Here is a 15,822-nt window from a genome sequence, read left to right as displayed (position 1 = left end):
TATCGATGAAATTATTCTCGAAATCTATGTAATCATCTAAAAATCGGTGATATCTCAAATGAATATAAAAGAAGAATTAAAAAAACGTATACTGATTATTGATGGTGCAATGGGCACTATGATACAACGGTATCAGTTGACCGAGAAGGATTTTCGTGGCGAGCGGTTTAAAGATCATCCAACTGATCTGCAAGGAAATAATGACCTGTTGAATATCACCCGTCCGGATGTAATTAAAGCTATTCATGCCGAGTATTTAGCTGCCGGTGCAGATATTATTGAAACCAACACTTTCAGCACGCAGGTAATATCGCTGGCAGACTATAAAATGGAAGAGCTGGCTTATGAGCTGAGCTACGAAGGCGCCCGCATTGCCCGCGAAGCTGCCGATGAATATACCGCAAAAGAACCGCATAAACCGCGCTTTGTTGCCGGCGCTGTCGGCCCTACTAACCGTACGGCTTCACTATCGCCCGACGTAAACGATCCGGGTTATCGGGCGGTTACTTTTGATAACCTGGCCGATGCTTACTATGATCAGGTCCGTGGTTTGGTTGATGGCGGTGCCGACGTGCTATTAGTTGAAACCATATTTGATACCCTAAATGCCAAAGCGGCATTATTTGCTATAGACCGGTACGCAAAAGAGACCGGTAAGCACTTGCCGGTGATGATATCAGGCACTATTACTGATGCCTCGGGCCGTACCTTGTCCGGACAAACTGTTGAGGCATTCTGGAACTCCGTGCGTCATGCCAATTTGTTATCGGTTGGTTTGAATTGTGCGCTGGGTGCTAAGGAAATGCGCCCGCACATCCAGGAGCTCTCTGAAAAGGCTGATGTGTTTATATCAGCTTACCCTAACGCCGGCTTGCCAAACGAGTTTGGTCAGTACGACGAAACTGCACATGAAACGGCCCACCAGGTAGATGATTTTATGAAAGCCGGGCTGGTAAACATTGTTGGTGGGTGCTGCGGTACTACGCCCGACCACATCAGATGCATTGCCGAGCGCGCCGCAAAATATTCGCCGCGTTTGATACCACAGGTTGAGCCGCATATGCGCTTAAGCGGATTAGAGGCAGTAACCATTACCCCCGAAAGTATTTTTGTCAACGTTGGTGAGCGTACCAATATTACCGGTTCGCCTAAGTTTTCCAAACTGATTCTGGCAGAAAACTACGAGGAAGCCCTAACCGTTGCCCGACAACAAGTAGAAGGCGGAGCCCAGGTTATTGATATTAACATGGACGAGGGCATGATCGACTCGGAAGCTGTGATGGTGAAATTCCTGAACCTGGTGGCGTCAGAGCCGGATATTGCCAAACTGCCCATTATGATCGACTCATCAAAATGGTCGGTTATTGAGGCAGGATTGAAATGTATACAAGGTAAGGGCATAGTGAACTCTATCTCGCTGAAAGAAGGCGAAGAGAAGTTCATGGAATATGCCCGCAAAATACTAAGCTACGGTGCTGCAACGGTGGTGATGGCATTTGACGAAACTGGTCAGGCCGACTCGTTAGAGCGCCGTATCGAGATCTGTAAAAGATCGTACGATATACTGGTTAATGAGGTGGGTTTTCCTCCGCAGGATATCATCTTTGACCCTAATATATTAACCGTAGCTACCGGTCTCGAAGAGCATAATAATTATGCGGTTGATTTTATCGAAGCCACCCGCTGGATCAAACAGAACCTGCCATATGCCAAGGTGAGTGGTGGCGTAAGTAACATCTCGTTCTCCTTCAGAGGCAACAACGTGGTTCGTGAGGCTATGCACTCGGCTTTCCTGTATCATGCTATTAAAGCCGGTATGGATATGGGTATTGTTAATGCCGGTATGCTTGAAGTTTATGAGGAAATAGACAAGCAACTGCTGGAATTGGTAGAAGATGTGCTGCTGAACCGACGCCAGGACGCTACCGAGCGTTTGGTTGAATATGCTGATACCGTAAAAAGCAAAGGCAAAGAAGTAGTACGCGATGAAGAATGGCGCAAGGGCACTGTGAGCGAGCGCCTGTCGCATGCGCTTGTAAAAGGTATCATTGAGTATTTGGATGACGATGTAGAGGAAGCACGCCAGCAATATCCTAAGCCGCTTGACGTGATTGAAGGACCGTTAATGGATGGCATGAACATCGTAGGCGACCTGTTTGGCGCCGGTAAAATGTTTTTGCCGCAGGTAGTAAAATCGGCCCGTGTAATGAAAAAAGCCGTGGCTTACCTGCTGCCATTCATCGAACTTGAAAAACAAAGATTAATTGATGCCGGCGGCGATGTCAGTGACAGTCGGGCCAACGCGGGCAAGGTGCTGATGGCGACTGTTAAGGGTGACGTGCACGATATCGGTAAGAATATTGTAGGGGTGGTGCTGGCTTGTAATAACTTCGAGGTGATTGACCTGGGCGTAATGGTTCCGGCACAAAAGATCATTGAAGAAGCTAAGAAACAGCAGGCAGACATCATAGGCTTAAGCGGATTGATCACACCCTCACTGGATGAGATGGTGCACTTTGCCAAGGAAATGGAACGCGAAGGGTTTACTATTCCACTGATTATAGGCGGTGCAACTACCTCACGTATCCATGCTGCGGTGAAAGTCGCTCCAAATTATTCGGGCGCAGCCATCCACGTGCTGGATGCTTCCAGAAGCGTTACCGTTTGCAGTAACCTGATGAATAAAGATACGCGTGACGATTATATTCAAGGGATTAAAAACGAATACGAAAAAGCCCGAGAGGCCCACGCTAATAAGAAATCTGATAAGCGCTTTGTAACGCTGGAACAGGCACGTGCTGACAAGTTCCAGATCGACCTTGATAAGGTAGCGCCTAAACCAGCCTTTACCGGTACTAAGGTTTTTGAAGCCTTCCCCCTGGCCGAGCTGGTGCCTTATATTGATTGGACACCGTTCTTCCATACCTGGGAGCTGCGGGGCAGTTATCCAAAGATATTTGAAGACAAGTTTGTAGGTACCGAGGCCAAAAAACTATATGATGATGCACAGCTGTTGCTGAAAGAGATTGTCGATAACAACCTGCTGCAGGCAAATGGCGTTATCGGTTTCTGGCCGGCAAACGCAGTAGACGACGATATAGAGTTGTATACTGATGAAAACCGGACCCAACTTTTGACGCGCATTCATACCCTTCGGCAGCAATCAGAAAAAGTAAAAGGCGAGCCTTATTATGCCTTGTCAGATTTCGTGGCACCCAAGGAAAGCGGTGTGCCCGATTATTTTGGCGGTTTTGCCGTGACAACCGGTATAGGCTGCGATGAATTAGTGGCCAAATATGAAAAAGAATACGATGATTACAATAGTATCATGGTAAAAGCACTCGCCGACAGATTAGCCGAGGCCTTTGCTGAAAAGATGCATGAGTTGGTACGTAAGGAATACTGGGGTTATGCCGCCAACGAAGATTTGAACAGCGAAGAATTGATAAAGGAAGAGTATCAAGGCATTCGCCCGGCACCAGGTTATCCTGCTTGCCCTGAGCATACCGAAAAGATCACACTGTTCGATTTGCTAAAAGCCGAAGACAACGCGCACATGCACCTGACCGAAGGCCTGGCTATGATGCCGGCCGCATCAGTGAGCGGATTTTATTTTGCGCACCCGCAATCAAGATATTTTGGTTTGAATAAGATCAGCAAAGATCAGGTGGAGGATTACGCGGTGAGAAAGAATATGTCGGTTGAAACGGTGGAAAGATGGTTAGGGCCGAATTTGAATTATAAATAGACACTACAGAAAAGTCACGCCTCATTGCTTCGTTCCTTGCAACGACGTGATGATAAAAAGGAAAGACCTCCTAATTAGGAGGTCTTTCCTTTTTTATACAACTATTACTCCCCCTTTCAGAGGTAAAGGCTTACTTTTTCTTATCGGTATGATCATAAACCTCGGTACGTATAGCTACCGAGTCTTTATTAAAATAGATGATCAGGTTTTTTTTGTGGATAGGCGACTTACGGCCAAATTCATAGCTGTTGTCTAAAACCTGGTAAGTAAACTTTAGCGAATCGCGGCGTTGCGGGCTGCCTAACGAATCGATAACCTGGCGATAATTAAGCCCTTTGATATGGTGGTTCTGTAACAGGTCTTCCAATATATCGTTGCGCAGGGGGAAGTCAAGCCCATTGCCATAATGCCATTTTTGGCGATCGAATTTGCTGCCACTGCTGCAACTTGTTAAAGCTGCAATTGCAATTACCCATATCGGGATTTGTAAAGAGAACTTCTTGATCATCATACTAAATTAAAGGGCAAAGCTACTAAAGCGAGCGCGTAAATTTCATATATTCGTTAAAATCGAAATTAGCATGATCAAACCTATTCAATGCGTGCTGTTAGCCGGGGTGGCTTTAACGGCTTTCTCGTGTATTCAAAAAAAAGGTGCCGATGAGCAGGACGGCCTTTCAGCTTTTAACAAAGATAGTTTAGCCGGTCATATCATTACCTTGTCATCCGACGAATATCAAGGCCGCCGTCCATTTACAGAGGGCGAAACCAAAACCATAGCATATCTTCAAAATACTTATAAGAGGTTGGGCTTGGAGCCGGGGAACGGCAGCAGTTATTTACAGGATGTGCCGATGGTGGAGATATCGCCAAAAACAGTGTCACCGCTAAAGGTAAGCTCAGCAAAGGGTAGCTTCGAGCTTAAAAATATTCAGGATTTTGTAATGTGGACAGAGCGTACCGATACCGTACAAAGCTTTAACAACGATGACGTGGTTTTTGCGGGTTTCGGCGTAGTAGCGCCCGAATATAAATGGGATGACTATGCAGGCTTAAACGTTAAGGGTAAGATTGTAATGGTATTGGTAAATGACCCCGGTTTCGAAACCGGCGATACCACCATATTCAAAGGCAAAACCATGACCTATTACGGTCGCTGGACTTATAAATATGAAGAAGCGGCGCGTCAAGGTGCGAAAGGCTGTATCATAGTTCACAATACAGCCGCTGCATCGTATCCTTTCCAGGTGGTGCAAACCTCAAACGGAGGCGTTAAACTGCATTTGGACAAACGGGCGAGTCATGCTTACCAGTTGGCGCTGCAAGGCTGGGTAACGCATGAAAGCGCAATCAAAATATTGCAGGCCGGCGGCAAGGATACCAGTGTATTGCATACAGCTAACAATCGTGGCTTTAAAGGATTTAATACTGGTGTTAAGCTGACCGAAAGGCTTACCAGCAAGGCGGTATTCAATAAATCGCACAACGTGGTTGCCAAAATTACAGGCACCAAACGGCCTGACGAATACATTATTTACAGTGCACACTGGGATCACTTAGGGGTAGGTAAACCCGATGCCAAAGGCGACAGTATTTATAATGGAGCACTGGATAATGCCAGTGGTACAGCATCTGTTTTAGAAATTGCCCGGGCGTTTAAAGCTATGAAAACGCCCCCTGAAAGAACGATAGTATTTCTGTCGGTAACTGCGGAAGAGCAGGGATTATTAGGCTCTGAATACTACGCCGAAAACCCAATTTATCCGGCCGATAAAACTGTTGCTAACATCAATGTCGACGGAATAAATAATATCGGCAAAACCAAAGATGTAAGCACCTATGGAAGCGGTCAATCTGAGCTGACAGACTATTTAACAACTGAATTGGCAAAGAATGGCCGGTACCTTGCTCCTGAAACTCATCCCGAAGCGGGCCTTTATTTCCGCTCAGACCACTTTAGCTTTGCTAAAATTGGTGTGCCTTCAATTACTATTGGCGGCGGTATTGACGTGGTTGGTAAAGGTAAAGACTATGGTAAAAAAATGGACGACCAATACACCGCCGTCCGCTATCACCAGCCAGCCGATCAGTATGACAGCACCTGGAACCTGGATGGTGGCTTAGAAGATACCGAACTGTTTTTCCAGATAGGCAAACGCCTGGCTTTTGAAACCACCTTCCCGCAATGGAAAGCAGGATCAGAATTTAAGAAGTTGAGGAAATAATTGGTCGATGCGTCAGTATAATTTTTATACTTTACATATTGACCAATTTCGAAAGAAGAATTCTGCATACCGGCGTTACTATGATTTGGACAGGCGATTGATTGAGCATTATTTCGGAACAGATACAAAGAATAGCTTCACTTGTAAGTATAAATGTTTTTAACTGATTTGGTTTGAAAAGCATCAATACATTAACAACGCTATCGAAAGAGAAAAGGAAATAAAGGGTTGGACAAGAGATAAGAAAATAAAGTTTATCGAAGAGGAAAATCCGAATTGGTTATTCTTAAATAGCGACATAATGGAGTGGCCGCCCAAGGTTTAATGTACTTTGTCATGCTGAGCATAGCGAAGAACTATTCTCTTGAACGAAGTGAAAAATCTGCAGCTATGCTAGCAAGCGTTTAAGCCAGTGAGCAGATGCTTCGTGCCTCAGCATGACAAAGTGGAGAGGGAAATAAATTTTGTCATTCTGAGCATAGCGAAGAACTATTCTCTTGAACGAAGTGAAAAATCTGCCAGCTATGCTAGCGAAGCGTCTAAGCCAGTCGGTAGTGGCTTCGTACTCAGCATGACAAAGTAGAGAGGGAAATATTTTATGCGTTCTTCAGCAAATAATTTTTAAATCCCTCAAAATCTTTTCCTAAAGAAACTGCTTGCTTTTCTTTTGCTTTTAAAGAAGCCACTTGTTCAGGCACCTCCACATGGCCGGCTATTTCTGCTGGCAAAACATCCGGGAACTTGCATGGGTGCGCAGTTGACAAGAAAATGCCTGTAGTGTTGTCTGTATGCTGGTCTTGCTGATAATCTTTCAGCGCCTGCCAGGCTATAGCCGTATGCGGACAAGCTACATACTTATAATGATCATAAATGGACTTGATAGCTGCTAAAGTCTCGTCATCATTAAATCTGTAGCCGCTTATTACCTGCCCCAAGTGCGCCGCATCGTCTTTAAACATATCGGCAATACGCACCCAGTTGCTGGGGTTGCCTACGTCCATTGCATTCGATAGGGTAGCAACAGATGGTTTAGGTTGATAAACACCCGTTTTCAAAAACTGCGGAACAGTATCATTTGCATTGGTGGCTGCTATGAAATGTTGGACCGGCAGGCCCATTTTCCATGCCAGTAAGCCTGCGCCAATGTTGCCGAAATTTCCGCTCGGCACCGAAAATACGATCTTGTTCTTACCCAATTTTAAAGCTTGCGCATAAGCATTAAAGTAATAGAAGGTTTGCGGAATTAACCGGGCGATATTGATAGAGTTAGCAGATGTCAAGCGATATTTAGCATTCAACTCGGGGTCGGTAAACGCTTGTTTTACCAATGCCTGGCAATCATCAAAAGTCCCTTCAATTTCTAAGGCACGGATGTTTTGCCCATTAGTAGTTAATTGCAGCTCCTGTATATCACTTACTTTCCCTTTTGGGTAAAGAATAGTAACGCGGGTATTCGGCACACCCAAAAAGCCTAACGCAACCGCACCGCCGGTGTCGCCGGATGTAGCAACAAGGACATCCAGTTGTTTTTCTCCTTCTTCTAAAAAATAGCTCATTACCCGGCTCATAAAGCGGGCTCCAAAGTCTTTAAAAGCTAATGATGGCCCATGAAAGAGTTCAAGCACATAAACATTGCTTTCTAATTTTATTATCGGTGCATAAAAGTTGATAGCATCGTCAATGATCACTTTCAGATCGTCGGCAGGAATATCATCGCCCAATAAATTTTGCGCCACATGAAAAGCAATTTCAGGCAAAGTATAGCCATCCAGATTATTGATAAACTTATCATCCAACCGTGGTATAGAAACCGGCATATAAAGCCCTTTGTCCTGAGGCATGCTGTTAAACACGGCGTCTTTAAAACTTACGCGCGATGATGTATTGTTGGTACTGTAGAATTTCATTGTTATATTATGTGTGTCATCCTATGCAAACATAGGATGACAAATTTATTAGGATTCACTCATTCAAAATTCACTCAATTGCTTATTACCCCAGCACGCTCGGCCCCGCCTCATTAATTGGAGATACATAGGCGTTCGACCCAATCTTGATGCCATTTAGATGTTGCTGTAGTTTTTGTGTGATGTTATGAGCGGTTTGCTCATCGCGGGTAAAGGCAAATACCGACGGGCCCGAGCCTGAAATGCCAAAACTAACGGCGCCCAGTTCCATCGCCATTTCGCGCATTTTATAAAAATCGGGGATTAACATAGAGCGCACCGGCTCAACCAATACGTCCTGCATACTACGGCCTATCAGGTCTATGTCGTTCAAAAACAAGCCGCTTACCAGCCCGGCAATATTGCCCCATTGCGTAACGGCATCTTTCATATTTATTTTATTGCGGATGATCTGCCTGGCTTCACGGGTAGGCACATCAACGTCCGGGAAAACAATGGCGCAATATAAATCCTCGGGATGCGGCAATCTTACTACATCCAGCGGCTCATAGCTGCGGATGAGTACAAAACCACCAAATAATGCCGGTGCAACGTTGTCGGCATGTCCATGTCCGCAGGCCATTTCCTCGCCTTTCATAGCAAATGGCAATTGGTTTATCGGGTCGCTGGTATCGCCTAATAAAGTTTTAGCGGCAAATAAACCAGCCACCGTGCTGGCCGAGCTTGAACCCAGGCCGCTGCCTATCGGCATCTTTTTATGCAACTGTATGTCCAGTCCCAAATCGGTGCGGCCAATGCTTTCCAGGTAATGCTTAACGCTTACACTCACAGTATTTTTAGCGGGGTCCATAGGCAGGCGGCCATCATCACCGGTAATTTTACTGATGGTGATGCCGGGTTTATTAGTTACCCGCATAATCACCTCGTCGCCGGGGGCATTGACCGCAAAACCTAAAACATCGAATCCGCAAACCACATTGGCAACGGTAGCGGGGGCAAAAACGTGAACGGACGATCCCACGCCCCCCCCGCTCCTTAAAAGTGGAGCTATGACGGTCGGGACTTTAACTTCTTTTAAATTATTATGATTTTCCATATAAGTTCAACTATTGTTCCCCCTACAGGGGGTAGGAGATTAATTTGCGCCCACATTTATTAAATCAGCAAACACACCTGCGGCAGTAACCTCGGCGCCTGCGCCAGGCCCTTTAACTACCAGGGGCCTTTCTTTATAACGGTCGGTAGTGAATGATATGATATTATCACTACCCGACAACATATAGAACGGGTGGTTTTCATCTACCATTTCTAAAGTGATAGATACCTTGCCGTCTTCCAATTTTCCAATATAGCGTAGTGCTTTACCTTCGGCTTCTGCCTTATTTTTCAGGGTAGAAAAATAAGCGTCTTCATTTTTCAGGGTTTGATAAAAATCTTCAACGCTGGCGGCTTTTAAACAACTGTCGGGTAACATGCTTTCTATAACTACATCCGACGACTCAAGGGCGTAACCTGCGTCGCGGGCCAGGATCAGCATTTTGCGCATAAAGTCGGTACCACGCAGGTCATCTCGCGGGTCGGGTTCGGTATAGCCTTTTTCCTGCGCCAGCTTTACGGTATCGTGGAAGTTGGCATTGCCTTTAAAATTGTTGAATAAGAAGGAAATGGTGCCCGACAGAATAGCTTCGATCTTTTGCACCCGGTCGCCACTGTTCATTAAATCTTTTAAGGTGCGGATGATTGGCAGCCCTGCACCGACATTGGTCTCATAAAAGAAATCAACCCCATGCTGTCGTGCGGTATCTCTTAATGTTTTGTATTGCTGAAACGATCCCGAGTTGCCAATTTTGTTGCAGGTAACAATTGATATGGTCGACTTCAAAACATCCTCATAAAATTCAATAGGTTTGGAGCTGGCGGTGTTATCAATGAATACACAGTTAGGCAGGTTCATGCTTTTCATTTGGGCAATGAAAGTAGCCAGATTTGCCTGTTGGCCGGCCTGGTCCAGTTCTTCTTCCCATTTACTTAGTGAGACACCATCGGCATTAAAAACCATTTTACGGGTATTGCTGATGCCTGCTATTTTTACCTGGATACCGTTGTTTTCCTGTAAGAAAGCGGCATGGCCATTCAGTTGTGTAAACAATGTTTTGCCTATGTTGCCGGTGCCCAGGCAAAAGGCGTGTAAAGTTTTAGTAAGTTGCACAAAGAAGGCGTCGTGCACCGCATTCAGGGCTTTTGCCAGATCATGTGAAGAAACGATAACGGAAATGTTATACTCTGACGAGCCCTGTGCAATAGCTCTCACATTAACTCCGTTACGGCCAAGGGCATGGAATAGTTTGCCCGATACACCGGGAGTTTCCTTCATGTTCTCGCCAACAACTGCCAGTATTGCCAAATCTTTTTCAATCTCTATATGTTCCAGTTTTTTGGCGAGCAGTTCGAGCTCGAATTCGTGCTCAATAACCTGTCGTGCCCGCTCGGTATCGCCTGGCGAAACAGCGAAAGTTATGCTATGTTCAGACGAGGATTGTGTAATAAGGATCACGTTGATCTGCTCGCGCGCCAATAATGAGAATAACCTGCCGCTAAAGCCCGACTTACCCACCATGCCGCTGCCCTCGACATTTAATATGCTGATGTTATTGATAGATGATATACCTTTAATAGCCAGGTTAGACGGTTTGCAATCGTGCCGGATAACAGTACCGGCAAACCCGGGCTCAAAAGTATTTTTGATAATAATGGGTATCTTTTTCAGAAACGCCGGTATCATGGTTGGCGGATAGATGACTTTGGCGCCGAAGTAAGAGAGCTCCATCGCTTCGGTGTAAGTCAGTTCTGGTAACGAAAATGCTTTTTTTACCATACGCGGATCAGCAGTCATCATACCGTTAACGTCTGTCCAGATCTGTATTTCGCTGGCGTTAAGCGCTGCTCCAAATATTGCAGCAGTGTAATCACTGCCGCCGCGACCCAGTGTAGTGATCTGCCCTTCGTCATTACTGGCGATGAAGCCGGTAACAAACAAAGTTTTGTCCTTATTCTCCTGGTATAAACCTCGGATCAGTTGTTCGCTTAAGTCGGTATTAACCTTAGCCTGGCCAAAAGAGCTATCGGTTTTAATTACAGCTGACGCGTCTACAAATGCAGCCTGGAAATATTGCGCCGCAATTTTGCTGATCATGAAGGTCGAGCAGCGTTCGCCGTAACTGATGATCAGATCGCGGGTTTTAGCAGTTAATTCGCGCAGCGTTAGTACACCTTGCAGTAATTCTTCTAATACTTTAAAGTTGATCAGTAATCCGGTAACCGCGGGATTTTGGTTTTTAATAGCCAGCAACGACTTCACGAGGTCAATATGTCGTTTTTCTAACTCAGCCAGTTGCGGGGCAAAATCATTACCGCGGGCCGCTTCTTCGGCCATAGCCAAAAGCAGATTGGTTACGCCGCTCATGGCCGACAGTATCACTACCGGTTTATCGGCAGCGGGTTGTTTAACTTCATCCTTCAGGATGCTTAGCAGGGTTTGAATACTTTGAACCGAACCTACGGATGTTCCGCCAAATTTTAGAATCTTCATTATTGGGCTATTTAAAAACAAAAAACGCCTTCCTCTGTGTGGAGGAAGGCGCTCATGTGGTTTTATTTTTATCTCTTTATACCATACGACTATCTTCCTCCGTGGCTATTGCCGGTGGTTGTAATCGTTGTAATGGTTGTGTTTTTAATTGTCATTGTTTTAATGGCAGCAAATTAAATGCTTAATTTTTGAAATAACAAGAATTAAATTTTATTTTTTAGATACTCTACAGATTTTATCAGCTTTATTGGTAAAGTTCGCCTTTAAAACGTTTGGCCAATAAGCCGGTGGCCTGTTCCAAATCTATGTCAACCACCAAAACTCCGGGTTTGCTGTAGGGTTGCCAGGCAACACATTCGCCCTCGGGATCAATGACTGATGTCGCAGAATCAGGATATTGGAAACTGTAATTAACACTGGCAAAGTAGATCGTATTTTCTCGCGACCGCATCATCATGGCCTTTTCATAATAGGGGTTGTTTATACTGCCCCATTCGGCTGGCGAAGTGCCGTCTTCATCGCTACCCGCACAATGCGGATGGAAAACAATTTTAGCACCGCGCACCGCGGCCCAGCGCACAAGCTCAGGGTAGCGGAACCCCTCATGGCAGATCACGATGCCAAACTTTACGCCGTCTATCTCAAATAGCTTCCGCTCGGTACCAGGTGTCCAGATAGCATCTTCGGTAGGGTCGAGTTGTGTTTTGGGTTGATAGCCTTGCCGTTCGCCGTTGGCTGATATTACCCAGGCTACGTTTTGAAAGCCTTCTGATGTATACCAGTCTGTCGGTAATATAATAGTGATGCCATTGTCCGCAGCCATTTGTTGAGCTTTCGCCAAAGCATCCTGTAGTTGTTGTTCAGTAGCTTTTTCGACATTAAATTCAGCATACGGATAGCCCGGAATAAACGACTCCGGAAAGCAAATGATCTCTGCTTTTTTCGCCGACGCCTCTTTCGTCAGCTTTTCGAGTTGCTGTAATCCATCAGTTATTGATGAGGGAAACGAAGGCGATGCCAGTGCGATTTTCATATGGAGTGTGTTGTTGCTTTAAAGTTCAGGATTTTTGCGGAGATGTTCCAGGATATTCTTCTTCCTTTTTAAATTTTTACCTTTACCGCGAAATGCAGGGATTAGTTACAAAGTCAACCGGAAGCTGGTACCAGGTGCGAACACCCGGTGGCGAGCGGTATGATTGCCGTATAAAAGGTAAATTCAGGATCAAAGATATCGTTACCACAAACCCTATTGCTGTTGGCGATGTGGTTGACTTTGAGTTGGAGCCGGAACAACAAACCGGTGTGATCACTAACCTGCATCAGCGGAAGAATTACATCATTCGCAAATCTATCAACCTTTCCAAACAGGGGCAGATCATTGCTGCCAATCTTGATCAGGCTTTGTTGGTAGTAACCCTGGCATCACCGCGTACTTCGTTGGGGTTTATTGATCGCTTTCTGGTTACTGCCGAGGCTTATGACGTCCCTGCCAAACTGGTTTTCAACAAGCTCGACCTGTTTAGCGACGAAGGGCTGGATATCCTGGCCGAGTACACAACCATGTACGAAAATATAGGCTATCCATGCTATGAGGTTTCTGCTTTGGCGGGTACTAACATTGAGCAGGTGCAAGCCTTGCTAAAGGATAAAATTACATTAATCTCCGGTCATTCAGGCGTAGGCAAATCAAGTATGATCAATGCCCTGTTGCCCGACTTGACGCTACGCACCAGCGAGGTGTCCGAATGGAGCGACAAAGGCACCCACACCACCACCTTTGCCGAAATGTTTGAGATACCCCAAGGCGGCTTCCTGATTGACACGCCGGGCATCCGCGAGCTGGGCATCATCGACATTGAAAAAGAAGAACTTGGCCATTTCTTTCCTGAAATGCGCGAGCGTATGCACAATTGCAAATTCAATAACTGCCAGCATATCAACGAGCCGGGCTGCGCGGTGCTGGCAGCCCTTGAGCGCGGTGAGATCGAAATATCGCGTTATGATAGTTATTTGAGTATTTATAATGGTAATGATACGCGGGCGTAAGCCGTTAATAATGCTGATCTATATACAGGCCATTAAATACTGAGGTTAGACCATATGGGTCAAGATATGCTATCAATGTATCTTCCCAAAGCCTGCCGTATTTGTTTAAGCCTGCGGCATGAGATCCGGCTATAAATATATGTGTGCCAACAATAGTAATATCATCGGCTTCCGAACCACCTGAAAAATCCTGTGGTATACCATTTTTCCAACAATAGGCATGGTTATAACCCCAATAAGGATCGTCCTCGCCCGATCCTACTATATAAACATCATCACCTTTCGTGGTAATGGCATTAGCGAAAGCCAACTTTGTGGTTTTTGGAAGCGCAGTCATTACATCATTTTTCCAATAAATGGGGCTATTATTTTGCGTACCGCACACATAGATATTTGAGTTATCATCAATTGCTATGCCTGTTGCCTGGGCGCGGGCGCTAAGCTTATGTACAATACCGTTTTTCCAGTAGCATGCGAAACTGTTGCCTTTTGCGTCAGTGTATGCACCGGCGATATAAATGTCACTTCCTTTAACCAGGATACGGGATGCGTCACCATTATTGGTCAGTACAGTCATTTTCTGGTTTCTCCAAAAAACAGCTTTGTATCCCGTGTGATCAATTACGTCACCGACACAGAGTACATCGCTGTCCTGTACGGTGATGTCATTAGCTATTGAGCGGTATTCACTACCGTCCGTTAACGGGGTGCTATAATTAAAGTTTTTCCAATAAACGGCATGAGTAGATACCGCAATGCCCTCATATCCACATACGTAGGTGTTGCCTTTTGAAACCCAAATATTCGAGGCCGACGATATAATATTAGACAGGGATGTAAGAACACCATTTTTCCAAAGCTCAGCGCGGTTTCCGCCAGTTGTTTGGTTTTTGTTGAGAAACCCAACATAATAAACGTCTGTTTTTAGCGTAGTTTTGGTGGTGTCTGTAGTGCTGCCAGTGCCGGTGGCTCCGGTTGTACCAGTGGTACCGTTTGTTCCGGTGTTTTTGGGGGATGAATCTTTTTTGCAAGACCAGAGGCAAGCTGCCAGGAGCGCTATAACCATCAGACAAGAATAGGCTTTCATTAGTTGTAATAAGTTTGGATATTACAATTTACCAATTTATAAATGATAGTTGCAATATTATTTATAAATCAGCGAGGTAATGATACGCGGGCATAATAGCAGATAGTGGTGGGGGGCAGGTCAGTTATCCAATATTTTTGTTACAATATTTTCTAAATTTACTTAGCTATCTAAAAACTAATACACTACCCTCGGGGTGATCTTTAAACCAATAGGTTATAGCTATGAAAAAACTGATCTTCGCCTTGCCAATGCTTGCGCTTACCATGGCTGCTTTTTATCGCCTGGATAATGGTTCGTGGACGCTGGTTTCCTCAACCAATACACCGCCGTCGCGCAATGAGTGCGGGTTTGCCGCAGTTAACGGAAAAATGTATTTAGTGGGTGGAGATGCCCCGGCGGAGCCTGTCGAAATTTACGACCCGGCCACTTCTGCGTGGGCAAAAGGTGCTACAGCTCCGTCTATCATGCATCATTTTCAGGCTGTTGGTTTGGGCGATAAGGTTTATGTGTTGGATGCTTTTTCTGACCGCAACTATCCTAACCAAATACCTTTGGCCAGTGCTTATGCTTATGATACCAAAAAGGATGCCTGGCAGCAATTAGCCGGATTGCCCGAAAACCGCCGGCGTGGCGGGGCAGGAGCGGCGGTTCATAACGGCAAGCTGTACCTGGTATGCGGTATTTTGCATGGACATCATGATGGCACCAACGGACTATTTGACGAGTATGACCCGCAAACAAATAAGTGGACCAGCCTGCCCGATGCACCACACATCCGCGATCATAGTATGGCTGTTGTTGTAAAAGACAAATTATATGCTGTAGGCGGGCGTAATACCAGCTTGCACGACGCGAATAACTTTATGTCGTTTTTTGATAAGGTGGTGCTTGAGGTGGATTGCTATGATTTTAAAACCGGCAAATGGAGCACCCTTGCTGCTAAACTCCCGAAGGGAACCGGCGGGGGTAATAGCGTAAACCTTGACGGTAAAATATTCTATATCGGCGGCGAACGTGCTACCGCAACCACACCTAACGGGCCGCAAAAAGATGTTTATTACATAGACCCTGAAACCGATACCAAATGGAAAACCGCCCCAAGCCTGAACAAAGCCCGCAACGGTGTTGGGGCCGCTGTTTATAACCATCAGATCTATATTGCCGGTGGTGCAAGTGGTGATATAGGGTTGGAAAGGTTTGGCTGGAAATAAAAAATT

10 protein-coding genes are annotated in these 15,822 nt (G+C 45.5%); 4 read left to right on the top strand and 6 right to left on the bottom strand.

From position 1 onward, the window contains the following. Positions 1–58: 58 nt before the first annotated feature. A complete protein-coding gene (metH, locus tag ABD772_RS14530) occupies positions 59–3,748 on the top strand; it encodes a methionine synthase (protein ID WP_345105914.1) in 3,690 nt (1,229 codons plus the stop codon). Positions 3,749–3,878: 130 nt separating this feature from the next. Here the strand turns inward: metH and ABD772_RS14525 are convergent, their stop codons facing one another. Continuing rightward, on the bottom strand, positions 3,879–4,259 hold the full coding sequence (locus ABD772_RS14525; protein WP_345105911.1) for a hypothetical protein: 381 nt from the start codon (positions 4,257–4,259) through the stop codon (positions 3,879–3,881). Positions 4,260–4,329: 70 nt separating this feature from the next. Here ABD772_RS14525 and ABD772_RS14520 point away from each other — a divergent pair, with 70 nt between their 5' ends. Further along, the gene (locus ABD772_RS14520) at positions 4,330–5,973 is read left to right on the top strand and encodes a M28 family metallopeptidase (protein ID WP_345105909.1); all 1,644 of its coding nucleotides are present in this window, start codon (positions 4,330–4,332) and stop codon (positions 5,971–5,973) included. Between the two features lie 596 nt (positions 5,974–6,569). Here ABD772_RS14520 and thrC read toward each other — a convergent pair. The 4 genes from thrC to ABD772_RS14500 form a co-directional block, all read right to left on the bottom strand. Continuing rightward, complete coding sequence (gene thrC / locus ABD772_RS14515; protein ID WP_345105907.1) at positions 6,570–7,880, bottom strand: threonine synthase; 1,311 nt, start codon at positions 7,878–7,880, stop codon at positions 6,570–6,572. Between the two features lie 85 nt (positions 7,881–7,965). Then, the gene (locus tag ABD772_RS14510) at positions 7,966–8,901 is read right to left on the bottom strand and encodes a homoserine kinase (RefSeq protein WP_345105987.1); all 936 of its coding nucleotides are present in this window, start codon (positions 8,899–8,901) and stop codon (positions 7,966–7,968) included. A 114-nt stretch (positions 8,902–9,015) separates the two neighbouring features. Further along, complete coding sequence (thrA, locus tag ABD772_RS14505) at positions 9,016–11,469, bottom strand: bifunctional aspartate kinase/homoserine dehydrogenase I (RefSeq protein WP_345105905.1); 2,454 nt, start codon at positions 11,467–11,469, stop codon at positions 9,016–9,018. Positions 11,470–11,713: 244 nt separating this feature from the next. Continuing rightward, positions 11,714–12,502, bottom strand: coding sequence for a carbon-nitrogen hydrolase family protein (locus tag ABD772_RS14500; protein ID WP_345105903.1), 789 nt, complete (start codon positions 12,500–12,502; stop codon positions 11,714–11,716). A gap of 92 nt (positions 12,503–12,594) precedes the next feature. Between ABD772_RS14500 and rsgA the strand changes: the two genes are divergently transcribed. After that, positions 12,595–13,515 (top strand): ribosome small subunit-dependent GTPase A, encoded by a 921-nt coding sequence (gene rsgA / locus ABD772_RS14495; RefSeq protein WP_345105901.1) that lies wholly within the window; start codon positions 12,595–12,597, stop codon positions 13,513–13,515. Positions 13,516–13,519: 4 nt separating this feature from the next. On the opposite strand, the gene ABD772_RS14490 is transcribed toward rsgA, so the two are convergent. Continuing rightward, a complete protein-coding gene (locus ABD772_RS14490) occupies positions 13,520–14,602 on the bottom strand; it encodes an SBBP repeat-containing protein (RefSeq protein WP_345105899.1) in 1,083 nt (360 codons plus the stop codon). A gap of 224 nt (positions 14,603–14,826) precedes the next feature. On the opposite strand from ABD772_RS14490, the gene ABD772_RS14485 reads away from it, so the two are divergent. Continuing rightward, positions 14,827–15,816 carry a Kelch repeat-containing protein gene (locus ABD772_RS14485; RefSeq protein ID WP_345105897.1) on the top strand — a complete coding sequence of 330 codons (990 nt, stop codon included), beginning with the start codon at positions 14,827–14,829 and terminating at the stop codon, positions 15,814–15,816. Positions 15,817–15,822: the final 6 nt, after the last annotated feature.

Source organism: Mucilaginibacter panaciglaebae (assembly GCF_039539265.1).
GTDB lineage: Bacteria > Bacteroidota > Bacteroidia > Sphingobacteriales > Sphingobacteriaceae > Mucilaginibacter > Mucilaginibacter panaciglaebae.
This window is presented reverse-complemented; position numbering and strand designations above follow the sequence as displayed.